The organism is Komagataeibacter intermedius TF2 (assembly GCF_000964425.1).
In the GTDB taxonomy this organism is placed as follows: Bacteria; Pseudomonadota; Alphaproteobacteria; order Acetobacterales; family Acetobacteraceae; genus Komagataeibacter; species Komagataeibacter intermedius.
The window spans coordinates 16,040-41,279 of the sequence record NZ_BANF01000013.1; the positions used below are offsets into that span (position 1 = coordinate 16,040).

21 protein-coding genes are annotated in these 25,240 nt (G+C 63.2%); 12 read left to right on the forward strand and 9 right to left on the reverse strand.

Features of this window, described 5'->3' with window-relative positions; all coding sequences use genetic code 11:
* Positions 1-237 precede the first annotated feature (237 nt).
* From B7449_RS03135 to B7449_RS03155, 5 genes are all read left to right on the forward strand, one after another.
* Positions 238-1,263, forward strand: coding sequence for a sulfate ABC transporter substrate-binding protein (locus B7449_RS03135; RefSeq protein WP_039736026.1), 1,026 nt, complete (start codon positions 238-240; stop codon positions 1,261-1,263).
* The gene (gene cysT, locus B7449_RS03140) at positions 1,260-2,135 is read left to right on the forward strand and encodes a sulfate ABC transporter permease subunit CysT (protein WP_048883218.1); all 876 of its coding nucleotides are present in this window, start codon (positions 1,260-1,262) and stop codon (positions 2,133-2,135) included. The genes B7449_RS03135 and cysT overlap by 4 nt, the downstream gene beginning before the upstream one ends.
* Position 2,136: 1 nt before the next feature.
* Positions 2,137-2,940, forward strand: coding sequence for a sulfate ABC transporter permease (locus B7449_RS03145; protein WP_039736024.1), 804 nt, complete (start codon positions 2,137-2,139; stop codon positions 2,938-2,940).
* Positions 2,937-3,992 carry a sulfate/molybdate ABC transporter ATP-binding protein gene (locus B7449_RS03150; RefSeq protein WP_039736023.1) on the forward strand — a complete coding sequence of 352 codons (1,056 nt, stop codon included), beginning with the start codon at positions 2,937-2,939 and terminating at the stop codon, positions 3,990-3,992. The genes B7449_RS03145 and B7449_RS03150 overlap by 4 nt, the downstream gene beginning before the upstream one ends.
* A 185-nt stretch (positions 3,993-4,177) precedes the next feature.
* Positions 4,178-4,624 (forward strand): RrF2 family transcriptional regulator, encoded by a 447-nt coding sequence (locus B7449_RS03155; RefSeq protein ID WP_039736105.1) that lies wholly within the window; start codon positions 4,178-4,180, stop codon positions 4,622-4,624.
* Between the two features lie 13 nt (positions 4,625-4,637).
* Here B7449_RS03155 and B7449_RS03160 read toward each other — a convergent pair whose 3' ends face one another.
* On the reverse strand, positions 4,638-5,924 hold the full coding sequence (locus B7449_RS03160) for an NAD(P)/FAD-dependent oxidoreductase (protein WP_039736022.1): 1,287 nt from the start codon (positions 5,922-5,924) through the stop codon (positions 4,638-4,640).
* 406 nt (positions 5,925-6,330) lie between these two features.
* Between B7449_RS03160 and B7449_RS03165 the strand changes: the two genes are divergently transcribed.
* The gene (locus tag B7449_RS03165) at positions 6,331-7,092 is read left to right on the forward strand and encodes an SDR family NAD(P)-dependent oxidoreductase (protein ID WP_039736021.1); all 762 of its coding nucleotides are present in this window, start codon (positions 6,331-6,333) and stop codon (positions 7,090-7,092) included.
* Positions 7,093-7,133: 41 nt separating this feature from the next.
* Here B7449_RS03165 and B7449_RS03170 read toward each other — a convergent pair whose 3' ends face one another.
* The 5 genes from B7449_RS03170 to glpD form a co-directional block, all read right to left on the reverse strand.
* A complete protein-coding gene (locus B7449_RS03170) occupies positions 7,134-7,892 on the reverse strand; it encodes a DeoR/GlpR family DNA-binding transcription regulator (RefSeq protein WP_039736020.1) in 759 nt (252 codons plus the stop codon).
* Positions 7,893-7,917: 25 nt separating this feature from the next.
* On the reverse strand, positions 7,918-9,033 hold the full coding sequence (gene fbaA / locus B7449_RS03175; RefSeq protein WP_039736018.1) for a class II fructose-bisphosphate aldolase: 1,116 nt from the start codon (positions 9,031-9,033) through the stop codon (positions 7,918-7,920).
* Positions 9,034-9,081: 48 nt separating this feature from the next.
* Positions 9,082-10,068 carry a class II fructose-bisphosphatase gene (gene glpX / locus B7449_RS03180; protein WP_039736017.1) on the reverse strand — a complete coding sequence of 329 codons (987 nt, stop codon included), beginning with the start codon at positions 10,066-10,068 and terminating at the stop codon, positions 9,082-9,084.
* Positions 10,069-10,103: 35 nt separating this feature from the next.
* Positions 10,104-11,603 carry a glycerol kinase GlpK gene (gene glpK / locus B7449_RS03185; RefSeq protein WP_039736016.1) on the reverse strand — a complete coding sequence of 500 codons (1,500 nt, stop codon included), beginning with the start codon at positions 11,601-11,603 and terminating at the stop codon, positions 10,104-10,106.
* Positions 11,604-11,673: 70 nt separating this feature from the next.
* Positions 11,674-13,236: a glycerol-3-phosphate dehydrogenase gene (glpD, locus tag B7449_RS03190; RefSeq protein WP_039736015.1), complete on the reverse strand. Its 1,563-nt coding sequence runs from the start codon at positions 13,234-13,236 to the stop codon at positions 11,674-11,676.
* A 444-nt stretch (positions 13,237-13,680) separates the two neighbouring features.
* Here glpD and B7449_RS03195 point away from each other — a divergent pair, with 444 nt between their 5' ends.
* Positions 13,681-14,493 carry an MIP/aquaporin family protein gene (locus B7449_RS03195; protein ID WP_039736014.1) on the forward strand — a complete coding sequence of 271 codons (813 nt, stop codon included), beginning with the start codon at positions 13,681-13,683 and terminating at the stop codon, positions 14,491-14,493.
* A gap of 211 nt (positions 14,494-14,704) precedes the next feature.
* Here B7449_RS03195 and B7449_RS03200 read toward each other — a convergent pair whose 3' ends face one another.
* Positions 14,705-15,148: an Lrp/AsnC family transcriptional regulator gene (locus B7449_RS03200; protein ID WP_039736013.1), complete on the reverse strand. Its 444-nt coding sequence runs from the start codon at positions 15,146-15,148 to the stop codon at positions 14,705-14,707.
* A 140-nt stretch (positions 15,149-15,288) separates the two neighbouring features.
* Here B7449_RS03200 and alr point away from each other — a divergent pair, with 140 nt between their 5' ends.
* Together alr and B7449_RS03210 are read left to right on the forward strand one after the other, a co-directional pair.
* Positions 15,289-16,434, forward strand: coding sequence for an alanine racemase (alr, locus tag B7449_RS03205; protein WP_039736012.1), 1,146 nt, complete (start codon positions 15,289-15,291; stop codon positions 16,432-16,434).
* A gap of 34 nt (positions 16,435-16,468) precedes the next feature.
* Positions 16,469-17,725: a D-amino acid dehydrogenase gene (locus B7449_RS03210; protein ID WP_039736011.1), complete on the forward strand. Its 1,257-nt coding sequence runs from the start codon at positions 16,469-16,471 to the stop codon at positions 17,723-17,725.
* 3 nt (positions 17,726-17,728) lie between these two features.
* Here the strand turns inward: B7449_RS03210 and B7449_RS03215 are convergent, their stop codons facing one another.
* The gene (locus B7449_RS03215) at positions 17,729-18,688 is read right to left on the reverse strand and encodes a LysR family transcriptional regulator (protein WP_039736104.1); all 960 of its coding nucleotides are present in this window, start codon (positions 18,686-18,688) and stop codon (positions 17,729-17,731) included.
* Between the two features lie 172 nt (positions 18,689-18,860).
* Between B7449_RS03215 and B7449_RS03220 the strand changes: the two genes are divergently transcribed.
* Genes B7449_RS03220 through B7449_RS03230 form a run of 3 tightly spaced genes read left to right on the forward strand, consistent with a single transcriptional unit; the run spans position 18,861 to position 23,100 of the window.
* Positions 18,861-20,456 carry an MFS transporter gene (locus B7449_RS03220; protein ID WP_039736010.1) on the forward strand — a complete coding sequence of 532 codons (1,596 nt, stop codon included), beginning with the start codon at positions 18,861-18,863 and terminating at the stop codon, positions 20,454-20,456.
* Positions 20,457-20,474: 18 nt separating this feature from the next.
* The gene (locus B7449_RS03225; RefSeq protein ID WP_039736103.1) at positions 20,475-21,551 is read left to right on the forward strand and encodes an HlyD family secretion protein; all 1,077 of its coding nucleotides are present in this window, start codon (positions 20,475-20,477) and stop codon (positions 21,549-21,551) included.
* Positions 21,538-23,100 (forward strand): efflux transporter outer membrane subunit, encoded by a 1,563-nt coding sequence (locus B7449_RS03230; protein ID WP_235721199.1) that lies wholly within the window; start codon positions 21,538-21,540, stop codon positions 23,098-23,100. Before B7449_RS03225 ends, B7449_RS03230 begins: the two co-directional genes overlap by 14 nt.
* A 62-nt stretch (positions 23,101-23,162) precedes the next feature.
* On the opposite strand, the gene B7449_RS03235 is transcribed toward B7449_RS03230, so the two are convergent.
* A complete protein-coding gene (locus B7449_RS03235) occupies positions 23,163-25,232 on the reverse strand; it encodes an FUSC family protein (protein ID WP_039736009.1) in 2,070 nt (689 codons plus the stop codon).
* Positions 25,233-25,240 lie beyond the last annotated feature (8 nt).

Consider the following 25,240-nt stretch of genomic DNA (forward strand, 5'->3'; position numbering starts at 1 on the left):
TTTGTTCCACAAACAGAACACCCATCACAATCGAGGTATTTTTGCCACATATAAAACGATATGAATCGTATGATTGACAACGGCATTTTCCCGGAATAAAGATAATATAACGTTGTTTTTAGTGTTTTACATAAAGCACGTACACATGGAACAGGCAGGCGTGTCCACATACGCCCATCCTGCCCCCGAAACTAGATAACTTTTTAATATTTCCTTATATAACAAAGGAATATGTCGATGGTTAAAGTACAGTCCATCACCAGGCGCGGCCTGCTGCATGCATCCATGGCGGCAGGGACCGCCATGGCGTTTCCCCCATTGCGGGCATGGGCGGCAACGGGGTTGCTGAATGTATCATACGATCCAACACGTGAATTATATCAGGACATTGACCGCAGCTTTTCCCGCCAGTGGGCCCAGACCCACGGAAACAGCCCCGTTCAGGTCCGTACATCCCACGGCGGGTCGGGCGCGCAGGCACGTTCGGTGCTGGAGGGCGCGCCAGCCGATGTCGTGACCCTTGGCCTGGCCTATGACATTGACATCCTTGCACAGCACGGACTGCTGGCAACGGACTGGCAGGGTCGCCTGCCCCATAATTCCACGCCGTTCACCAGTACCATCGTGTTTCTGGTCCGCAAGGGAAATCCCAAAAACATCCATGACTGGCCCGACCTGATCCGTGACGGCGTGCAGGTCATCACGCCCAACCCCAAGACTTCGGGCGGGGCACGGTGGAATTACCTTGCGGCATGGGGGTGGGCGCTGCGCCAGCCCGGCGGCACGGCGGATACGGCGCGCGCATACCTGAAAGCCCTGTTCGCGCATGTGCCGGTACTTGATACCGGCGCACGCGGCGCCACCAACAGCTTTGTCCAGCGCGGACTGGGGGATGTGCTGCTGGCGTGGGAAGATGAAGCCCTGCTGGCGACACGTGACATCGGGCCGGACCAGTTTGACATTGTCGTACCCCCCATAACCATCCTGGCCGAACCGCCCGTGGCCGTGGTGGACCGCAACGTGCAGGCCCATGGCACGACGGCTGTGGCCCAGGCCTACGTCACGTACCTGTTCAGCGACGAAGGCCAGAAAATAGGGGCCAGACATTATTTCCGCCCTGTCAATCCGACCATACTGGATGCAAACCGCGACAGGTTTCCCGATACCGCGACCTTTGACATCGCAAGTCTTGGCGGATGGACCACGGTGCAGAAAGACCACTTTGCCGATGGCGGCATATTCGACAGCATCTATTCCAGATGACCATGCGACGGGCTGCATTCCCGATCCGGGCGCGCTGGCAGCGTGACGCCCTGCCCGGTTTCGGGCTGGGACTGGGGCTGACCCTGTTCTGGCTGGGGGGACTGGTCATGCTGCCCATGGCGGCACTGATCGCACGTCCGTGGGGCGAAGGGCTGCATAGCGGACTGCTGGCCTTTGCCCATGCGGCGCATGACGGGCGGATGCTGTCCGCGCTGGGGGTCAGTTTTCGTTCGGCGCTGATTGCCGCCCTGGTGGATCTGGTGCCCGGACTGCTGATTGCATGGGCGCTGGCACGCAGCGACATTCCGGGACGCCGCCTGATTGACATGCTGGTGGACCTGCCCTTTGCCCTGCCCACCGCCGTGGTCGGCATCACCATGGCCACGCTTTATGGTCCCAATGGCTGGATTGGTGGTCCACTGGGGCGGCTGGGGCTGCGCATTGCCTTTACACAGACGGGTATCGTGCTGGCCATCATGTTTGTCGGGCTGCCATTTGTGGTGCGCACCGTCACCCCGGTACTGCGCAACCTGCCGCGTGATGTGGAAGATGCAGCCCGGATACTGGGCGCAAACCGGCTGCAGGTCCTGCTGCGCGTCATCCTGCCTGCGCTGTATCCCGCGCTGGTCACGGCCTTTGGCATGGCCTTTGCCCGGGGCATCGGGGAATACGGGTCGGTGATCTTCATTGCGGGCAACCAGCCCTTCCATACGGAAATCGCCCCCCTGCTGATCGTGATCCGGCTGCAGGAATACGATACGCAGGGGGCAGCGCTGATCGGGCTTGTGCTGGTCGGGATCTCGCTGCTGTCGCTTGCGCTGATCAGCCTGCTGCGCCGTCATCTGTCCCGTGGCACGCAGGGAGACGCCTGACATGACACGTTTCGCATTCGCAGCCCTGATCTACCTGCTGATGGGCATGATGGTGGTGTTGCCGCCGGTCATGGTCCTTGCCATGGCGCTGTCGCACGGGGCAGGCGCCGCCCTTGCCACCTTTGCCGACCCCGATGCGTTATCGGCCATCCGCCTGACCATCATCATGACGGTGCTGACGGTCGGGGTTAACACGGTCTTTGGCGTCATGGCGGCATGGACCCTGTCCCACTTCCGGTTTCCGGGCCGTAACCTGCTGATCGTCCTGATCGAACTGCCGCTCAGCGTCTCTCCTGTTGTTGGCGGTCTGGTATGGCTGCTGGTGTTTGGCACGCAGGGATGGTGGGGCACGGCGCTGGAACGCTGGGGCCATCCCATCATGTTCGCGCCACCCGGTATCCTGCTGGCCACCATATTCGTCACCTTTCCCTACGTCACACGCACGCTCATGCCCATGCTGGCGCATAACGGGCGCACGGCGGAAGAGGCCGCCATCACGCTTGGGGCCAGCCTGTGGCAGGTGCTGTGGCACGTCACCCTGCCCGGCGCGCGGCTGGCGCTGGTTTCGGGCATCCTGCTGACCACGGCGCGGGCAATGGGGGAATTCGGCGCGGTCTCGGTCGTATCGGGGCATATCCCGGGCCTGACCGAGACCATGCCGCTGCATATCGAAACCTTGTACAACGGCTACCAGACGGTGGCGGCCTTCACCATGGCGGCGCTGCTTGTCCTCATGGCGGTCATCGTGGTGGCGGTCCGGACGTTTCTTGAACGTGGACAGGACAGAACGGAAAAAACCGCATGAGCGTACAACTGGATCACATTACCCGCATCCTGCCCCAAAGCAGCCGCCCCATTGTGGATGACATCAGCCTGCTTGTGCCCGATGGCAGCTTTACCGCGCTGGTCGGTCCATCAGGGGCGGGCAAGACATCGCTGCTGCGGATCATTGCGGGTCTGGACCCCCATCAGGGTGGTCACGTAATGATTGATGGCGCATGCGTCGATATTCAGGATGCGCGCGCACGCAACATTGGCTTCGTATTCCAGCATTACGCCCTGTTCGCGCATATGACGGTGGCGGCCAATATCGGCTTTGGCCTGTCCATCCGCCCCCGCCGCACCCGACCGGGCAAGGCGGACATCGCCGCACGGGTGGCGGACCTGCTCGACCTTATGCAGCTTCCCCGCATGGGCGGGCGATATCCGCATGAACTGTCAGGCGGCCAGCGCCAGCGCGTGGCGCTGGCCCGCGCACTGGCGACGGGGCCGCGCGTACTGCTGCTTGATGAACCCTTTGGCGCGCTGGACCCGCTGGTACGCCAGCAGATCCGGGGCTGGCTGCGCGACCTGCATGAACGGCTGGGCCTGACCACCATCCTTGTAACGCATGACCGGCAGGAAGCCGCCGAACTGGCGGATACGGTCGTGCTGATGCGCAATGGCCGCATCGTGCAGTCCGGCCCCGCACGACAACTGGAGGATAATCCGGCCGACCCCTTTGTCATGACATTTACCGGCGATGTCGTCCGTATTGCAGGCCATGTTGCACATGGCATGTTCATTCCCGCCCTGCCCGACATCCAGCCCGTTGCAACCCCGACCGCCGACGGACCTGCAGAAATCCTGATCCGTCCCGCCGATATCCGCCTGCTGCCCGGCGGCGGCGGCACCCACGCGCATCTGCGCCACAGACGTGGCCCTGTCGGCATTTACGAGACGACCATCGCGCACACGACCTTCGCTGTGGAAACAATCACCACATCAGACTCCGCGCACGTCATACCGGATTGCGCGCTGGATATTACCGCCGGGCGCCTGGCGCGTGGCGATACATGGCTGGAGCGGGCAGCCTGACCCGGCGGGGATATCGGACCATGCCCAATATCCACGTGGTTTTCCAGCATATGGAAAAGCACCCCGGCAGGCGCACGACGCGGGCTGCTCCGGCCCCATCTATCCGCCCAACAGGATGATACGGGCCAGCAGCACCACGATTTCAAGCCATCTGCGCCATACATGAACCACAGGGGACAATGCCCATGCACAGCGTACGTGACCGGACCACCACCGCCCTGATCATCATGCTGGACGTGGCATTCCACAGCCCGGCCGGCCAACCGGTCAGCACCATGGATATCGCCGCGCGCACCGGGCTGCCCCGACGTGGAATCGAACCGACCCTGCAGGCGCTCGCCCGGTCCGGCCTGCTAAAGGGCGTGCGCGGCCCGCATGGGGGATACCGGCTGGGCCATCCGGCGCGCGAGATCCTGCTGGCGGACATATACAGGGTCACCGCGCATGACGACACCCCGACCGAACGGCGCAGGGGCACGCTGTTCAATACGGTTGTCCGTCCCTTCATGGATCAGATGGACGGAATCCTGACACGGGAATACAGCAAGGTCACGCTGCATGATTTCGTCAGGCAGGCCGAAACCCGTGGCCTGCAGCGCCCGCCCGCCGGTCCGCCCGGTTGTTCAATATGATACCGCCCCTGCCTCAATCCAGCCGGACAGAGGGACGCACAAACACATCCAGCCAGTCAACCAGACATGAAATCGTACCCCGCACCGGCCCGTACAGCTCAAACTGATGCTGGCGATACAGCATGAGATGCACCAGCCGCGCCGACAGCCCGTGCAGCCATCCACCCCCAAAGACCGTACCGCCAGGGAACGTGCCCCAGCCGTTGTAATCCCCCAGCGCCACCACCGCACCCTTGTTGTGGAATGTAAAGGCGGGCAGCGGGCGGCCACTCATCATCCACCCGGGCAGGACCTTCGCCAGGTGATGCGCCTGCTGCCGGGCGGCCTGCGCAGTGGGGGCCACGGGCTTTTCCGCAATGAAGGCACAGTCGCCCATGGCGAAGATGTTGTCATCATCCATGACCTGCAGGGTCGGTCGGACCTCCAGCTGGCCGGATCGCGACAGCTTCAGCCCGCCGAACTGCCCTGTCACATCAGGCGCCTTCACGCCCGCGGCCCACACCCGCAACGTTGCAGGCACCCGGCTGCCATCCTTGAGGATGAAGCCGTTTTCATCCGCGCCGCTGACCATTGCGCCCGCGCGCACCGTTACGCCAATGGCCTCAAGCTGCCTGACCGCCGCATCCGACACGCTTTCGGGGAAAGCCGGCAGGATGCGTGGCCCGGCCTCCAGCAGGGTAATCCGCAGTTTGGGCGGCTTTTCGCCAAAACTGTACAACGATGCCAGATCCAGCGCCTTGTGCAGTTCCGCCGCCAGCTGCGTGCCGGTCGCCCCGCCACCGACAATGGCGATATCCAGTTCCTGATGGTTGGCGAATGCCCGCAGCAGTTCCATGCGGAAACGGTCATTGAACCCGTTTGCATCCACCAGGTTGTCGATGAACATGCAGTGTTCGGCAACGCCCGGCGTGCCAAAGTCATTTGCCCGGCTGCCGATGGACAGGACCACCGCGTCATAATCCAGCGTGCGGGCATCCACCACCATTTCCCCCGTCTGCGGGTCCTTGATGGGGGCAAGCGAAATGGTCTTGGCCTTGCGGTCAAGGGCAGTGATCTCACCAGGCCAGAATTCGAAATGGTGCCGGCTGGCCTGGGACATGAAGCTTATGCGGTCATTTTCATTCGCGGCCGTGCCCGCGGCAAAGCAGTGCAGCATCGGTTTCCACACATGGGCGAAGCTCTTGTCCACCAGCGTGATTTCGGCCTGTCCCGATCGTCCGACCGAATTGCCCAGCCGGGTGGCCAGCGCAAGCCCGGCCACACCACCGCCAACAATCACGATCCGAAACTTTTGTGCCATCTCGATAATGCTCCAAACCCGCTCGCACAGCGCCCCGGTCCCGACATGGAAAACCCCGATACGCCACATCCATACAACTCGTGTCGAATGGGATTATAGGCGATCCACCCTGCGCCCGAAACATGCGCAGCGGCAAATTCAGCCATGGACAGGCATCCCGCCCCCACAGCCTGCGCCCGTTTCCCGCACCAGAGCACGGAAAAACGCATGATCGGCACAGGCGATCAAAAGAACCCGATCTATCGTGGCAGGGCGCGCCTGTCCGTTTTTTCACCATCGCGATGGCAGGTCTGAACAGGGAACATACCGGGCAACATCTACCCAATCCCCGCGTTAGCCCGCATAACGGCAGGCGCAACATATGTGCCAACATACTGAAATACATGACATGACAGCAGGAGACCCCATGACCGCCACCTCAACCGGACGGATCCAGGACAAGGTTGCCCTTATTACCGGCGCCGCGAGCGGGATTGGCCGTGCAACCGCCGAACGCTTTGCCGCCGAGGGCGCGCGACTGGCGCTGACCGACCTGAACACCGATGCGCTGGAGGAACTGGTCAGCCAGTTTGAAAAAAGCGGCGTGCCCGTCATCTCGGTCCCGGCGGATGTGACGAGCGAGGCGGACATCCAGCGCGTCGTCCATGAAACCATGAAGCATTTTGGCCGGATCGACATTCTTGTCGCCAATGCGGGTGTCATTCCGGAGGCCGACCTCGCCTCCGCCACGGCGGACCTGTGGGACCATACCATGGCGGTGGATGCGCGCGGCATGTTCCTGAGCTGCAAGTATGCCGCAGCCGAGATGGTGCATGCCGGACAGGGTGCAATCGTGTGCCTGTCCTCCATTTCCGCCTTCGCGGGGCAGAAGGGACAGGCGGTTTACGGACCGGCCAAGTTCGTGGCGTCCGGCATTACCAAGCATCTGGCCATTGATCTGGCGGACAAGGGCGTGCGCGTCAACGCCGTGGCTCCCGGTACGATCGACACCCCGGCGGTTGCAAAGATGGATGCGGACGCCATCCGCAAGGTGGTCGGGATGCACCCGATGGGCCGCATGGGCAAGCCTGCGGAAATCGCCAGCGCCATCCTGTTCCTGGCATCCGATGACGCGTCCTTCATCACCGGCGCGGTCCTGCCGGTTGATGGCGGCTACCTGGCGCAGTAACGCCACGGACGTGGCCGGGACAGTCCACCCGGCCATGCCCGTCAGGCGATATGCAGATCCACGTCATGTTCACGCAGCAGGGCGCATATCCGTTCGGATGGCTGCCGGTCGGTAAAGAAACCGTGGACGTGCGACAGGTGCCCCAGCCGCCCCATGGGCCTGCGGCCGAACTTGGTCTGGTCCGCCAGCAGGTAGACGCGCCGGGCGTTGCGCATCATGGCCTGCGCCACACTGATCTCATCGGCGTCGAAATCCAGCAGCGTGCCATCTTCCTCGATCCCGCTTATGCCGATCACGGCAAAATCGGTGCGGTACTGTTCGATAAAGGTGCTGGCGGTGGAGCCGGTGATCCCGCCATCGTAAAACCGCACCAGGCCACCAGTCACGATGACCTGAAAATCCGTCTGTGCGGACAGCGGCGTTGCGACATGCAGGTTATTGGTAATGACACGCAGCGCCTTGTGCCGCCGCAATGCCTTGGCAAAGGCTTCCGTGGTGGTGCCAATGCTGACAAACAGGGATGAATTGTCAGGTATCTGCCGCGCGGCAAGGTGGCCGATGGCCTCCTTGGCGCGGCGGTTGAGCACCTGACGTTCGGAATAGGCGATATTCTCGACCGACGAGGCCAGCCCCGCCCCGCCGTGGTGTCGCGCCACCAGACCGCGCCGGGCCAGCAGGTTGACATCACGGCGAATGGTCTGAACCGCAACATTCAGCCTCTGGGCCAGGTCCTCGTTCGAGACATATCCCTGGGTGCGCACCAGTGTAATAATTTCGTGGTGGCGTTCTTCCGCTGACACGTTGCCTGTTACTCCATCACATCATTCAAGAAACCTGGACGGCACGCGCGACACTGCGCCCGGTGGCCCCCAGATCGGCAAAGGACTGTTCCAGCCGGGCCACGATCCCCTGTTCGCCAACCCGCAGCCACTTGCGCGGATCATACAGCTTCTTGGTGGGCTTTCCCGTGCTGGGCGCGATCTGGTGGCTGAAGGCTTCGGCATGTTCATGCACGTAGCGGCCGATGCTGCTGGCGAAGGCAAACTGGATATCGGTATCGATATTCATCTTGAACACGCCATAGGACACGGCTTCGGTAATCTTGGCCTGTTCGGACCCCGAACCACCATGGAACACCAGCGCCAGCGGTCTGTCACCCCGGCCGGTGGCCTGTGCCACCACCGCCTGCGAATTGCGCAGGATTTCCGGCCGCAGCTTGACATTGCCCGGCGCATAGACGCCATGCACATTGCCAAAGGACGCGGCAATGGTCACGAAACCAAGCGGGGACAGCGCCTCATACGCCTTCAGCACGTCTTCGGGCTGGGTATAGAGATGGGCATTGTCCGCGCCGTCATCGACGTCGTGGCCCACGCCATCTTCTTCCCCGCCTGTCACGCCCAGTTCGATTTCAAGGCCGATGCCCAGCGGGGCCATGCGACGCAGGAAAGCAGCGCATTCGGCGATGTTGTCTTCCAGCGGCTCGGCCGAAAGGTCGATCATGTGCGAAGAAAACAGCGGACGCCCGGTTTCCCTGACCGCTTCCTCGCTGGCATCGATCAGGCCGGAAATCCACGGCAGCAGCTTGCGGTCGGCATGGTCGGTATGCAGGATCACGCACACGCCATAAGCCGCCGCCACCGTATGGACATGACGTGCCGCGGCCACGGCGCCCAGCACGCGGGCCTGATCCGCGTCCTTCATGCCTTCACCCGCGTAAAAACGCGCGCCGCCATTGGACAGCTGGATAATGACATCGGCGCGGTTGCGGGCGGCGGCTTCCAGCACGGCGTTGATGCTGTCCGTGCCCACCACGTTCACCGCCGGCAGGGCGTAGCCTTCGTCCCGGCAGGTTTCAACCAGGCGGCGGTAATCCGCACCCGTCACCACGCCGGGCTTCAGTCCCAGCCGGTCTGACGCCGGGGTCGCTTTGTCGGTCATGTCGTTCCTCTATTGCCTGTTATTGTTGTTATGCAATGGATGAAATGCTCACCAGGTCTTGGTCTGGTAGTCGTGATGGCCTTCCACGAAACGGATGGTGCCGGACTTGGAGCGCATGACGAGCGAATGCGTGACCGTGCGCATCCCGCTGCGGCGGATACCACGCAGCAGGGCGCCCCCCGTGACGCCGGTGGCCGAGAACAGCACATCGCCCCGCGCCATGTCTTCCAGCGCCAGCTTGCGCGACGGGTCCGCGCCCGGGTTCATCCTGCGCGCGCGTTCGACCTGCGCATCATCTTCAAACAGCAGGCGGCCCTGCATCTGCCCATGCACGCAACGTACGGCGGCAGCGGCCAGAACGCCCTCCGGCGCGCCGCCGGACCCCACGTAGATGTCAATTTCACTATCATCAAGGCAGGCGGCGATGGCGGCGGCCACGTCACCATCACTCAGCAGTGTCACGCGCGCACCGGCGGCGCGGGCGCGGGCGATCAGTTCCTCATGGCGTTCACGGTCCAGCGTGCACAGCATGAGGTCCGACACCGCGCATTTCTTGGCGGCGGCCAGAGCCTTGAGGTTGGCTTCGATGCTGCTGTCCAGGTCAACCACCCCTTCGGGCAGGTTGGGGCCGACCACGATCTTGTCCATGTAAATGTCAGGGGCGTGCAGGAAGTTGCCGCTTTCCGCCAGCGCAACGACCGTCAGCGCGTTGGGCAGGTTCTTGGCGCACAGGTTGGTGCCTTCCAGCGGGTCCACGGCAATATCCATGCCGGGACCACCCGCGCCCACATTTTCCCCGATGAACAGCATCGGGGCTTCGTCCATCTCGCCTTCGCCAATCACCACGGTGCCGTTGATGGCCACCGTGTCGAACGCGCGACGCATGGCCTCCACCGCCGCGCCGTCGGCTTCATTCTTCAGGCCACGGCCGGTCCATGCCGATGCGGCAACGGCGGCCGCTTCCGTCACGCGGACAAGTTCGAGGGCAAGGTTGCGATCCGTAACCTGATAGGGATTCTGCCGGGTGGAGGTCATGAAATACTTTTCCTGTCTTCTTCGCTATTCATAGGTTACGCGGCAACGGTGGAACTGAGGGTGCGGCGCACCGCCACATGCCACCCGGCCACCATACTGTCGCGCTGGGCCTTGTCCATTGTCGGGCGGAACAGCTGACCGCGGCTCCAGGTGCCCTCCAGTTCGGCGATGCTGCTCCATACGCCTGTTGCCAGTCCGGCCAGGAAGGCAGCGCCAAGGGCGGTTGTCTCGACCTGCTTGGGCCGTTCAACCGGCGTGCGCAGCATATCCGCAAGAAACTGGCAGAACCAGTCATTGACCGACATCCCGCCATCAACACGCAGTGCGCTCAGTTCCTCGCCACCGTCCTCATGCATCGCATCCATAAGGTCCAGCGTCTGGTACGCCACCGATTCCAGGGCCGCGCGCGCGATATGGGCCGCCGTCGCATCCAGCGTCAGCCCGCAGATCAGCCCGCGCGCATCGGGGTCCCAGTGGGGGGCGCCAAGGCCGACAAAACCGGGCACCATGTAAACCCCGTGGCTGTGCGGCACGCGGGTCGCCATGTCATCTGTCTGGGAGGCATGGGTAATCAGGTTCAGCCCGTCACGCAGCCAGCGGATGGCGGCACCGGCCACGAAAATCGACCCCTCCAGCGCGTATGTCGTCTCATCCCCGATGCGATAGGCAATGGTGGTCAGCATGCGGTTTTCGGATTCGACCGGCGTGGTCCCGGTATTGAGCAGCGCAAAGCAGCCCGTGCCATAGGTCGCCTTGGCCGTGCCGGGCCTGAAGCAGGCCTGTCCGACCATGGCGGCGTTCTGGTCGCCCGCCATGCCCGCCACCTTCAGCGGTTCGCCAAACAGGTCGGATTCGGTCTCGCCAAAGATTTCGCTATTGGTGCGCACTTCGGGCAGGATGGCGCGCGGCACGTTGAACAGCGCCAGCAGGTCATCATCCCACGCGCAGGTATGGATGTTGAACAGCAGCGTGCGCGCGGCATTGGTCGTGTCGGTGGCATGCACGCGCCCACCCGTCAGCCGCCACAAGAGGAAGCTGTCGATCGTGCCACAGGCCAGCTGCCCCTGTTCGGCCTTCGCGCGCGCGCCTTCGACATTATCGAGGATCCATGCGATTTTCGTGGCCGAGAAATACGGGTCCAGCAGCAGGCCGGTGCGTTCGCGCACCAGCGGTTCATGTCCTTCCTCATGCATGCGCACGCAGACGGACGTGGTGCGCCGGTCCTGCCACACAATGGCGCGGTGAACCGGCTTGCCCGTTTCCCGGTCCCATACCACAATGGTTTCGCGCTGGTTGGTAATGCCGATCCCCGCGATCGCGCCGGGACCACCGGCCTTTTCAATGGCTTCGCGCGCGGTGGACATTACGTTGGACCAGATTTCCTCCGGGTCATGTTCCACCCAGCCCTGATTGGGATAATGCTGGGCGAATTCAATGCGGGAGACGGAAAGCGCTGTAATATCACGATCGAACACGATGCTGCGGGTCGAGGTCGTTCCCTGATCGATAGCGAGAATTCTGTTCTTCTTGTTCATTATCTTCTCCTGCCCGGACGGGCGGATACAGGTTCTGGCCGTGGGCGATGTTACGCCCACGGCCGGTTTGTCACGAAGCCGATTTTGCCGCGACCGGCTGGCGGCCACGCAGATAGGTGTCGAGGCGGCCCGCATCCTCATCGGTTACATGCAGGCCCATGCGCGAACGCCGCCACAGGATGTCCTCGGTCGTCTGCGCCCATTCGCTGGCGATCAGGTATTCCACCTCACGCGCGGTCAGGCCGCCACCGAACTGCTCGCCCATATCGGCCATGCTGCGGGCATCCCCCACGATCTCGGTCGCGCGGGAGCCGTAGTTGCGCACCAGGCGCCAGCACAGCTGCGCATCAAGGAACGGGGCCTTTGCCGCAAGGCGGCTGACGGCGCCATCGAACCCGCCTTCGCCCAGATCGCCACCGGGCAGCACCCGGTCGGCGGTCCAGCCCGGCGCGGACAGGACCGGCAGGAAGGGCTGCAGCTTTTCCAGCGCATGTTCGGCCAGGCGGCGGTACGTGGTGATCTTGCCACCGAAAATGGACAGCATCGGCGCCTGATTGCCCTGGGTGTCAACATCCAGCACGTAATCACGCGTCACGGCGGAGGCATTCTTGGCCGCGTCATCATATAGCGGGCGCACGCCGGCGTAGCTCCACACCACGTCATCAGGCGTGACCGGCCTGGTGAAATAGCGGCTGACACTATCGCACAGGTAGCTGATTTCCTCGGGCGAGATCTCGACCCGGCCGGGGGCCTGCGTCCATGGCACGTCGGTCGTGCCGATCAGGGTGAATTTCTGCTCATACGGGATGGCGAACACGATACGCTTGTCCGGGTTCTGCAGGATATAGGCCTGCGGGCCGTCAAACAGGCGCGGCACCACGATATGGCTGCCCTTGACCAGACGCACGTTCTTGTCGGAATCGACCTGCGCGCGTTCGCGCAGCACTTCGCTCACCCACGGGCCACCGGCATTGACCAGCACCTTCGCCTGAACGGTGGTCTGGCTGCCGTCGCGCGTGTTCTCGATCACGGCTTCCCACAGGCCATTCACCCGGCGGGCCTGCACAAGGCGGGTGCGGGTGCGGATGTCCGCGCCATACGTCCGGGCATCCATGGCGTTGAGCACGACAAGGCGGCTGTCCTGCACCCAGCCATCGGAATAGGCAAAGCCGCGCGCCAGCGTGCCGTTGAGCGGCTTGCCCGCCGAGTTGGTGCGGAAATCAAGCGACTTGCACTTGGGCAGCGTCATGTTGGGCGCAAGGTGATCGTACAGGAACAGGCCAAGGCGCAGCATCCACGCAGGCCGTGCCTGCGGCGTATAGGGCAGCACGAAGCGCATGGGCCAGATGATGTGCGGCGCGATACGCAGCAGCCGTTCGCGTTCGATCAGTGCTTCGCGCACCAGACGGAATTCGTAATATTCAAGATAGCGCAGGCCGCCATGGATCAGCTTGGTGCTGGCGGATGACGTGTAGCTGGCAAGGTCGTCCTGTTCGACCAGCAGGACGGACGCGCCCCGCCCTGCGGCATCGCGCGCGATGCCCGTGCCGTTGATCCCACCGCCCACGACCAGCAGGTCAAGCGGACCGCCCGGTGCCGCAGGGGTGCGGAATGTTTCGTCCTTGGACGCCATGATAGATGTTCCTCCTGATACACATGTTCGTAAACGAACATCATGAGCGTTTCAATAGGGAAAGCGCACATCCAGCCCGGATATTTCAGGACATGTTTCATGCATAAATATTGCCGGTTTTAGCCATAAATTCGCCACCTGCCGGTATTTATCTGTCAGGGCGGTTTTTGTGCATGTGCGAAAACGCACAGCACGGCCTGACACGATGCCCCTGTCGCTGCCCGGCACATGGCGGGACGACAGCCCCAGAATCCGGCAGGTTGGAGATATTTCATGTCATATAATGAAATAAATGGAAAAAGGAGAACCTTACGACCCGGTCAGCGCGCACGCCCCTTCCCCACCCAGAAATGTTCGTTTAAGAACATGGCAGGGCAGGAAAACCGCCACAAGGCGGACAGCCCATTCCCATCAAACGATAATAAAAGAATAAAGTGGGTTAACATGCTGAAGAACCGACAGTTTCTGGGCGAATTGATATCGGAATGCATCGCGGTCATGATCATTGTCCTGATCGGCGATTCCGTGGCCGCCATGTACACGCTGTATGATCCCAGCCCCTACAAGCTTTCCTACTGGGGGGTGTCCATTGTATGGGGGCTGGGCGTTACCATCGCCATTTACGTGACCGGCAGCGTATCGGGCACGCACGCCAACCCCGCCGTATCGGTGGCGCTGGCGCTTTACCGTGGTTTTCCATGGCGCAAGGTGCCCGCTTACTGCGCGGCACAGGTGCTGGGGGGTATTCTGGGGGCAGCCCTGGTCTATACGCTGTACCAGCCGGTCATAGATCATTATAACCAGCTGCACGGCCTGACACGCGCCGATGGCGGAGCGGCGGGCGTATTCTTCACCCATCCCGGTGAATTCATCACGCCATTCCATGCCTTCATGGATGAAACCATCCTGACCGCGCTGCTGGTCGGCGGCATCTTCGCGATCACCTGCGAATATAACACCGTCGCCCCGCAGGCCAATTCCAGCGCGCTGATCATTGGCCTGCTGGTGGCCAGCATTGGCGCGTGCTCGGGCTATCTGGAAGCATGGGCCATCAACCCCGCCCGCGACTTCGGGCCGCGCCTGTTCTGCTTCCTGACCGGATGGGGCGGGTCCGCCCTGCCCTCGCCGGGCAATTTCTGGTGGGTGCCGATCATCGGCCCGCTGGCGGGCGGCGTCATCGGCGCGGGCTGCTACCAGTTCCTGATCCGCCCGTTCATTCCACGTCAGGGCAGCCCCGTCATCCCGCCCGTGCCATAATCTCTCCGTCCCTTACATCACAGCCCGGGGCAGGCCACGCCTGCCCCGTACGCCTGTCCGGGGCAGAACGCTTTCAACCACAGGCAAATTATTGTGATGCTTTCTGGCCCAACGGTTTTCATCACCTTACCGGGCAAGCCGCCTTTTTGAAAAAGGCGGCACCCAAAAACTTTTATTCCTATTTATCAAACAGATATTTTTAAATACGCGCCTAACGCTGCACCACGGTGCGGATGGCGAAATTGCTCTGTATCCGGGCCACACCGGGCATGCGCGACAGTTCTTCCTTGTGAATGCGTTCATAATCGGCCGCATCCCGCGCTTCGACACGGACCAGATAATCGGCATCGCCCGTCATCAGGTAACATTCACGCACATCGGCGCATTCGCGCACGCGGGCCTCGAAGCGGCGCAGGCATTCCTCCGTCTGGCGTTCCAGCGTGATCTGCACGATTACGGTGGTCATGCCATGGACCGAACGCTCATCCACCAGCGCGCGATACCCCCGGATCACCCCATCCTTTTCCAGCATTCGCACCCGCCGCAGGCACGCAGATGGGGACAGGCCAACCTTCTGCGCCAGGTCGGCATTGCTCATGCGGCCATCATGGCGAAGGTGGCGCAGTATGGCGTCTGTCAGGCGATCGAATGCCATGGTGAATTTTCCGCTTTTTTTCGTATATAATTGCGTACAGATGATCTGTAATTGCATAAAATTGCTTCAAACGACAGGACATTCTGTTTCTGTCAGCATACGATCAACCTGTTCCACCAGCCCGATGGAGTACCCGCCCCATGCCCGACCTGCCTCCCCCCCTGCACGCGACCGGCTGGGCCGAACCGGGTGCGGGCGCGATGCTGGAAATCGACCTTGGGGCCATTGCCGCGAATTACCGTCTGCTTGATGCGCGCACGGGCACGGCCACCTGTGCGGCCGTGGTCAAGGCGGACGCTTACGGGCTGGGCGCCCGCCGGGTTGCGCCCGTGCTGGAGCAGGCTGGCGCACATACCTTTTTCGTCGCCCATCTGGAGGAAGGCATCCGCCTGCGGTCCTGTATCTCCCCTTCCTCGCGCATTTTTGTCCTGCATGGCCCCATGCCGGGCACCGAGGCCGAATTTACGCATCACGACCTGCTGCCCGTACTCAACAGCATGGAACAGATCGCCAGATGGCATGCGCATGCGCGCCGGACGGGCACGCCCCTGCCTGCGGCCCTGCAGGTTGATACCGGCATGTCACGCTTCGGCCTGTCCGATACGGATGTCGCAACCCTGTCCGCCCGCCCGGACCTGCTGGATGGTATCGATACCCGACTGGTGATGAGCCACCTTGCCTGTGCCGATACCCCGGCCAGCCCGGCCAACGCCATGCAGCGCGACCGCCTGCGCGCCATGGCGGCCCGCCTGCCCCCGGCCCCGCTGGCGCTTTCGGCCTCGTCGGGGATTTTCCTTGGCCCGGATTACCATTTCGATCTCGTGCGGCCCGGTGCGGCCCTGTATGGCCTGGCCCCCAGCGAAAACGCCCCCAATCCCCTGCGCCCCACCGTGCGGCTGGCCGCGCGCATTGTCCAGCGCCGCGCCATCACCACAGGCGACGGCGTAGGCTATGGCCTGACATGGCGGGCCACCGGGCCGCGCCGGATCGCAACGCTTGGCATTGGCTATGCCGATGGCTTCCTGCGCCATGGCGCCGATGGCGGCGGCTGTGCATGGCTGGGGGAATACCGGCTGCCGATCCTTGGCCGCATTTCCATGGATTCCACCACCGTCGACGTAACCGACGTGCCCGACAGCATCATGGCGCGCGCCACGCATGTGGACATGATCGGCCCGCGCCGCAGCGTGGATGATGTCGCCCGGTCCGCCGGCACCATCGGTTACGAGGTGCTGACGGCGCTGGGGTCCCGTTTCCATCGCGCGTACCTGACACAGGCGGCGTGATACGTTTCCATCTGCCACGGAAGGCAACTGTGTAATGAAAATCATCGTTCTGGGCAGCGGTGTCGTCGGTGTGACATCGGCATGGTACCTTGCGCAGGCCGGACACGAGGTCACGGTCGTGGACCGCCAGCCTGAAGCCGGCCTTGAAACCAGCTTCGCCAATGCGGGTCAGGTCTCGCCGGGGTATTCGTCCCCATGGGCGGGGCCAGGCGTGCCGCTGAAGTCGATGAAGTGGCTGATGATGAAGTACCGCCCCTTCGTATTCTGGCCCATGCCGGACCCGCATCTGTGGAAATGGCTGGTGCAGATGCTGGAAAACTGCACCACCGCCGCGTACGACCGCAACAAGGGCCGCATGGTGCGGATTGCGGAATACAGTCGCGACATGATGATGGAACTGCGCACCAGCACCGGCCTCACCTATGATGACCGCCAGCAGGGCACGCTGCAGGTATTCCGCACGCAAAAGCAGCTTGATGGCATAGCGGGGGACATCCGCGTGCTTGAGCAGTACGACGTGCCTTATGAAATACTGACGCGCGAAGGCTGCGTGAAGGCCGAACCGGGACTGGGCACATCAGCGCACAAGATCGTGGGGGGCCTGCGCCTGCCGGGTGACGAGACGGGGGATGCGTTCCTGTTTACCCAGCGTCTTGCCGCGCTGGCGGCAAAGGCGGGCGTGACCTTCCATTATGATACCCGCATCCGCACCATGACCAGCGATGGTGGCCGCATTACCGGGATCGAAACCAGCCGTGGCCAGATGGTGGCGGATTCATATGTCCTGTCACTGGGCAGCTATTCGCCGGCCATGGTACGCCACCTCGGGCTGGACCTGCCGATCTATCCGGTCAAGGGATACTCGCTGACCGCTGATATCGTGAATGAAAAACAGGCCCCCGTCTCCACCATCATGGATGAGACATTCAAGATCGGCATTACCCGCCTTGGCGAACGCATCCGCGTGGGCGGCACGGCGGAACTGGCCGGGTTCAGCACGAAGCTGCGCGCGCCCCGGCGCGAGACGCTGGAACATTCGGTGACCGACCTGTTCCCCGGTGGCGGGAACATCCCCGCCGCCCGGTTCTGGACCGGACTGCGGCCGATGACGCCAGATGGCACGCCCATCATCGGCCGCACGAAATATGAAAACCTGTTCCTCAACACCGGGCATGGCACACTGGGCTGGACCATGGCCTGTGGATCGGGCCGGGTCCTGGCGGACATCATGTCAAACCGCATGCCCGAAATCCCGTACGAGGATCTGGGCGTCGTGCGCTACGGGCAGTAACCCCTATTCCCCCGCCAGCACTGTAGCGGGGGAAAACCCGTCAGGCGGGGCATCCCCGCGCTGGCGCACGACCTGATACACCGTCTGGCGCAGCCAGCGATGCACCGGGTCGCTGTCACGCCGGGGGTGCCATGCCTGAAACGAATGCACCGGGGGCAGGTCGAACGGGAACTCGAATTCCTCAAGGTGCATGGACCGTATGGGCAGGTAATCAATGGCAATGCCCGGCAGTGGCAGGATCATGTCCGTCATGCGCAGCGTTTCGACCATGGCGTAATAGGTGGGCACGACCATCACCACCCGGCGCTTCAGCCCGAAACGCTCCTTCAGCACCGTATCAATCGGCCCGTGCGGCCGCCCCCGGCGCGACACACTTATATGTTCGTACCGCGCGACCGAGGCCGGGGTGATCCCTTCGGCCAGAATGGGGTGTCCCGCACGCACCAGCGCCCTGAACGATGTGGGAAAGATGCTCTGGCGCCGTATTTCCGAACGCATGTCATCGGATGCGCCCAGATAGAGGTCGATCCGCCCTTCACGCAGGTCGTTGCTGGGTTCCTCATCCGTTTCCGGGGCGAAGGTAATGGTGCATCCGGGACAGTCGCGCCGCAGCGCCGACAGAATTTCAGCACCGAACGCCCCCACGATCAGGTCATTGGCCCGCAGGGTGAAATGGGGCGACAGGCCCGCAAGGTCGAGGGTGTCCTGTTCTTCCAGCAGGGAGTCCGCGCCTTCGACCAGCGCCTGCACCCGTTCACGGATACCCAGCGCAAACGTCGTTGCAACCAGCCTGCGCCCCGACGCCACAAGGATCGGATCGCCAAAGACCACGCGCAGCTTCGCGAGGCTACGGCTCATGGCGGCCTCGCTCATCTGCAGCCTGCGTGCCGCGTGGGAGACGCCTTCTTCCTCGATCAGGGCCTGAAGGCTGCGCAGAAGGTCAAGATCGTACCGTTTCCTCATGACCCTGCGTATCTTCCCCACCATGCAAACAGGAACGCAACCGTTCCGATTATCCTGAAAAAACGGATTTGACCAATCCGTAAAATGAAAGTGTCACCCTACGCGATCATGGGTATTCGCGCACGCCCCCCGCGCCGATCATGTGCCTGTTTTCCCATCGGGACAGATAAATGTGAACGCCGCCCACGCCGCCCCTTCCTATATTCCGCCCTTTGGCATCCGCACGGTCGTGGGGTGCCTTGGGGTGCTGCTGGCCGTGCATGTCGCCGGTTTCAATGAACACATCACGGAAATCGGCCTGCCCGATATCCGTGGGGCCATGCATATCGGCCACGACGAGGGCACGTGGTTCATTTCCATCTATGAATGTTTCAACATCGCGGCGATGGCGTTCACGCCGTGGTTCTACGTCACGTTTTCCATCTACCGATTTACCCTGTTCATGACGGCGCTGCTGGGGCTGCTGGCCATTCCCGCGCCCTACATGCCCGACATGACAACGCTGTGCATCCTGCGCGCGGTGCAGGGGCTGTCGGCGGGGTGCCTGCCGCCCATCCTCATGACCGTCATGCTCAAATACCTGCCTGCGCCGCTGCGGGTATTCGGCATTGGCGGGTACGCCATGAGTGCCACCTTCGGCCCCAACCTTGGCGGCCCGCTGGAGGCGATGTGGTTCGAACATGTCGGCTGGCGGTGGCTGTACTGGGAAACGCTGCCGCTGTGCGCCGTCGCGGTCCTCATGATCGGGTGGGGGCTGCCGCGCGACCCCTCGCACTGGGAACGGTTCCGCAATTTCAACTGGCGCGGCTTCATGCTGGGGGTTCCGGCCATCATGTGCGTGGTGACCGTGCTGTACCAGGGGGACCGGCTGGACTGGTTCCGCTCCCCCGTCATCACGCACCTGACATTCTGGGGCGGGGCGCTGTTCATTGCCTTCCTTGCGCATGAATGGTTCCACCACAGCCCGTTCTTCCGCATCCAGTTCTGGGGCAATCGCAACATCGCCATGTCGCTGCTGACGCTGGTGGCGTCCCTCATGATCTGCGGGCTCATGACCGAAATCCCGTTCACCTACCTTGCCGACATACGCGGCTACCGGCCCGTTCAGGCCGCGCCCGTCGCGCTGGTCGTGGCCCTGCCGCAACTGGTCCTGCTGCCGCTGACGGCGGCGATATGCAACATCCGCGCGGTGGACTGCCGGTATGTGCTGGCCATCGGCCTTGTCTGCCTTGGGGTTGCGGCATGGCTGGGCACGTGGCTGACGCCCGACTGGGTGCGTGACAATTTCCTGGTCATCCAGATCCTTCAGGTGTTCGGGCAGCCGATGGTGGTGATTCCCACCCTCATGCTGGCGGCGCTGGGGCTGGGGCCTGCGGACGGGCCGATGATCTCGGGCATGGTGAACATGCTCAAGGGCATGGCCAACGCCATTGCCACCGCCCTGTTCGAAGTCATGCTGCGCCGACGCGAGCAGTATCATTCCACCATGCTGCTGGACCTTCACGGCACGCATGGCACGGCGCTGTCGGGCATGGGCGATCCCATTTCCGGGCAGATCGCGGGCACCTCGCCCGATGCCGGGCGCGTGGCGCGCAACGCACTGCAGATTTTCCATACCTACGTGCATGAACAGGCCACCGTGCTGGCGCTGGCGGACATCTACCTGCTGGTCATGTGGATCTGTGCCTTTTTCCTTGTCCTGGCGGCCATCCTGCCAGGACGCGTCTACCCCCCGCGTGCGCCGGTCCCCGCACCCGCCGCGCCCTGAATGATCGGGTCCGAAACAATGCCCCACAAGAAACCCATCATCCTCGCAGGCGCCACGGTCGTTGTCCTGCTTGCGGCCGCCTGGACCGCCGACCGGCTGGTATCGGGCAACGGCACCAGCGAATATACCAACGACGCCTATGTCACGGCGGATTTCACCACCGTGGCGCCCAAGGTGCCCGGCCGCATCGACCGCGTGATCGCGCAGGATAACGAAGCCGTCCACCCCGGCGAGGAGCTGGCCCATATCGAGGACGAGGACTACCGCGCCGCCCTGGAAACCGCCACGGGTGAACGCGAGGCAGCACAGGGGGACGTGGCGAACCTTGAAGCCGAACTGGTGCGCCAGTCGGCCCTGATCGCGCAGGCCCGCGCCAGCGTCAGCGCGGATCAGGCGCAGCTTGTCTTTGCACAGCAGAATGCGCGGCGGTACCACAATCTGGCGGCCGACGGGTCGGGCACGCTGGAACAGAATCAGGACAGCGCCGCCCGCCTGCTTGAAGCGCAGGCCCGCCTTGACCATGACAACGCGGCGGTCGAAGCCGAAACCGATCAGGTCGCGGTCCTTCGCGCACGCCTGCTGCATGCGCAGGGTGCGCTGGAACAGGCACGCGGGCGCGAACATACGGCGGCGCTGAACCTGTCCTACTGCACCATTCCCGCCCCGGTCGAAGGCGTGGTGGGCGAACGTGGCGTGCGCGTGGGCGCCTATGTCCATGCGGGCACGGCCCTGCTGGCGGTGGTGCCGACGCAGGCGGCCTACGTTCTGGCCAATTTTCAGGAAACACAGCTGACCCATGTCCGCACCGGGCAGCGCGCCACGATATGGGTCGATACTTTCCCCGGCCATCCGCTGCATGCCCATGTGGACAGTCTGGCGCCCGCCACCGGCGTCGCCTTTGCCCCGATCCAGCCGGACAACGCCACCGGCAACTTTACCAAGGTCGTGCAGCGCATTCCCGTCAAGCTGGTATTCGACCCCGGACAGAATCTGGCGGGACTGGTCCGCGTCGGCATGTCGGTCGAAGCACGTATCGATACCGTTACCCCGCCGGACGGCCCCCACGCGACGGAGGCCCGCTATGCCTGGCAGTAACGCCACCATGCAGCCCCCCCGCCGCATACGGGCGCTGCTGGCCTGCGCCATGACCGCGCTGCTTGCCACAGGCTGCACGGTCGGCCCCGGTTACCGCCACAGGCCCCAGCCCGCGCCTGCGGCATGGCATGACAGCCTGCCGCCCGCCGAAAGCCACGTCACTGACGCCACGATCGGCGCGCAGTGGTGGACCATTTTCAATGACGCCACCCTGACCGCGCTGGAAGCACAGGTGGCGCAGGACAACCTTGACCTGAAGGCCGCGTCGTGGCGCTTCGCCCAGAGCATGGCCGAACGTCGTATTGCAAGCGCGGCACAGTTTCCCCATGCCGAAGCCAATGCGTCCTACGCCCGCGAACGCGCCAGCACCAATGGCGTGCTGGGCCTGCTGGGCACCATGGAACAGCAGGGTGCCGGCACGATCGCCAGCGGCACGCAGGGCTTCGGCCCCACGGCCTTGCCCGGATCAATCGGCAACCCGTCCTTCAACCTGCCCCAGTATGGCATGAATGCGTCATGGGAGGTGGACCTGTGGGGGCATGTGCGCCGTCAGGTCGAAGCCGCCACCGCCGCCATGCACGCGACCGAGGACATGCGTCGCGGGCTTCTGGTCTCGCTTATGGCGGAAACGGCGCAGGACTACCTTGACCTGCGCGGCGTGCAGGCGCGCATGGCCATTGTCCGGCAGAACATCGACCTGGCCAGCCACACGCTGCACCTGACCACGCGCCGCCTGAACGAAGGGGCAGCGACGCGCATGGACATGGCCGATGCTGCGGGCCAGTACGAGGAATTCCGCTCCCGCCTGCCGGTCCTGCAGGATCAGGAGGCACATCTGCTCAACGCCCTGAGCTTTCTGGTCGCGCGCGAACCCGGCGCACTGACCCGGAGCCTTGGGCCGGGGGGTGGCGTGCCGCCCGTACCACGTGACATTCCGGCGGGCCTGCCCTCCCAACTGGCGGAACGCAGGCCTGACATCCTGATGGCGGAGGAACGACTGCATGCCGCCACCGCCAGTATTGGCGTCGCCATTGCCGATTTCTTCCCGCGCGTGACCCTGTCGGGCAGTCTGGACGTGCAGGCGCTGCAGTTCAGCGGGCTGGGAAGCTGGGCATCGCGCCAGTACGGTTTCGGCCCGACCGCGACCTTTCCCATATTCGAGGGTGGACGGCTGACGGGGCAGCTTCGCCTGCGTAAGGCGCAGCAGAAGGAAGCCGCGATCATGCTGCAGCGCACGATGCTCAAGGCATGGCAGGAAATCGATGACGCGATGGCCGACCTGTCATCGGCCCAGAACCAGCGCGACCGGCTGGCTGCCGCCGTGGACCAGAACCAGATTGCCGTGCGCACCGCACAGCGTCAGTATACCGAAGGTTCAGCCGCGTTCCTGAACGTGCTGGACATGCAGGACCGGCTGCTGGATACGCAATCGCGCCTGATCGAGGCTGATGTCGCGGTCTCGACTTCCGTCACCCATCTGTATCGTGCACTGGGTGGTGGATGGGAAAGCCGTTATCCCCTGCCCCAGCCGCGCCGGAAGAAGGGCTGAACAAACAAAAGAAGGGTTTTGTGACGCTTTTTCCCATTATCAGTTTCCTGATATAACAGGAATTATTCCACCCCCGCCGCCATGGCGGCAACACAGGCCGTGGCCGTGCGGCTGATCCCGTCAAGACAGGCCAGGACTTCCAGCAACCTGCCATTGCCGGGATCGGCCTTTTCCATGCGGGCCAGCCGCCTGCGCGTGGCCCGGACCACGGCAATGCCACGGGGGCTGACGGGCCGATAACGCACCAGCGCGCGCAGCAGCGCGGTAATCACGTCCGACACCGTATCGCGCCGCTGGCGCTTGAGCTGGCGCAGCAGCAGGATATTCAGGCCTACGGACGAAAACATGAGCATAAGCCGGATACCGGCCACAGCAGTGGTATCCTTTTCCTGCGTGGCATGGCGCACCATGCGCCCGATACGGTCCACGCTGGTGCCAATCCACCACTGGGGCGACGGCGGCAGGGGGACAAGACACAGCCGCCGCAGTTCACCACGTATATGCATGCCAAAGCGCAGCCGTTCATCACGCGCACGGAATGGCAGGACCAGCCGGAACACCAGCACGCTCAGCCCCACTGCCAGCACGGTATGGAAGGCGGCGTTCAGGAACGTGACTTCATCCACCCGGCTCTGGTTTCCGGGCATGAGCAGGTTGGGCATCAGCAGCCCGTATGCCGCAGCCGCCCCCGCCGTGCCCCGGTTACATTTGGCAAGCCCGCCCACGAACAGGAATATGCCCAGCACGAAGGCAAATTCCTCATAATCCGTCAGGTAAGGCAGTATCCATAAATCAAGGCTGCCCGCCGCAATGGCTGACCACACGGCCCCCGACAGGAAGCGCGTCGTGCCCACGACGGGGTTTTCACGTGTGGCGAACAGACCGCAGACCAGCGTGGTAATGGCAATGAACCCCATACCACCGGGCCATGCCGTGCATTCATATACAAAAGCCGCCAGCATGATGGCCGCCGCCCCGCGCAACCCGTTATAAAACGCCAGCCGGATATCCCGATGCCCCCCCAGATGAAACCGGAAGCGGTCATGGGGCGGCGGGCTGAAAATGGCATGGCAGTGGTCCAGCGCCGTTTCCAGATCCACCATCGTCGCCGCAAGGACGCCGTGGGTAATGCGGTCCATTTCCTGCCTGCCATGCGCCGAACGCCGCGCAAACAGGGCGCGCAAATGCACGACCTGATCGTACACGGCATCCAGCGCGCCGGATTTCAGCCGACAGGCCGCAAGACGGTCGCATAAATGCAGCAGTTGCCCCCGCGTATCCGCCAGCACCCCGTCATCCGCCAGCACGGCCCGCTCTGCTCCGCCGGACAGTCCGACAAGACGGGTTACAAGGATCGAGACCTCCGCCAGGACAGCGCGGGCATGGTCGCCCGCATGCACCTGCCGCCCCATTTCTATGGCCGGAAATTCCAGCCCCTGATGGACCGACACCACCATGTCCGAAAATTCACCGGCATGGACCAGCGTATCGCGGTCATGCAGCACGATTTCACGCAGCAGCACCGCCAGGCGGTGCAGCACGTTTTCCACCTGCGCCACCATTGTCGCCCGCGCACGGGTGGGCAGGCCGATGGTGAACAGCATGGCCATTCCCGCCTCGCACACCACGCCAAGGACAATATAGGTGGCGCGTGAAATCCCGATGAAAAAGACGTTATCCGGTTCGGATGCCGCCGCCACCGCAATGATCGAACAGGTATAGCCCGACAGCACGAACGCATAGGAACGGAAGTTCAGGCAGAACGTCGCCAGAAAACTGCACAGCCCGATCCATGTCGCCACGGCGGGAAAGAACAGCCATGACTGCTGCGGAAAGGCGGCAATGAACACCACCGCAGCAATGGCGCCAGCCAGCGTGCCCACGATACGCCACCGCGCCTTGGACATGCTTTCGCCCCGGCGCACCTGGGCCACCGACCATACGGTGGCGACCGCCCATTGCGGGCTGTCCAGTTCCATCCACAGCGCAATGGCCAGCGCCACGATGGAAGCAATGGTATTGCGCAGCGCGAACGCCACCGCCTGCGGCGTGGGACAGAACAGCCAGCGCAGCATGTCCCCACCCACAGGCCAGCGCACGGTCGGCCCGGGCATAAAGCGGGAAATATTCATCTGATCCT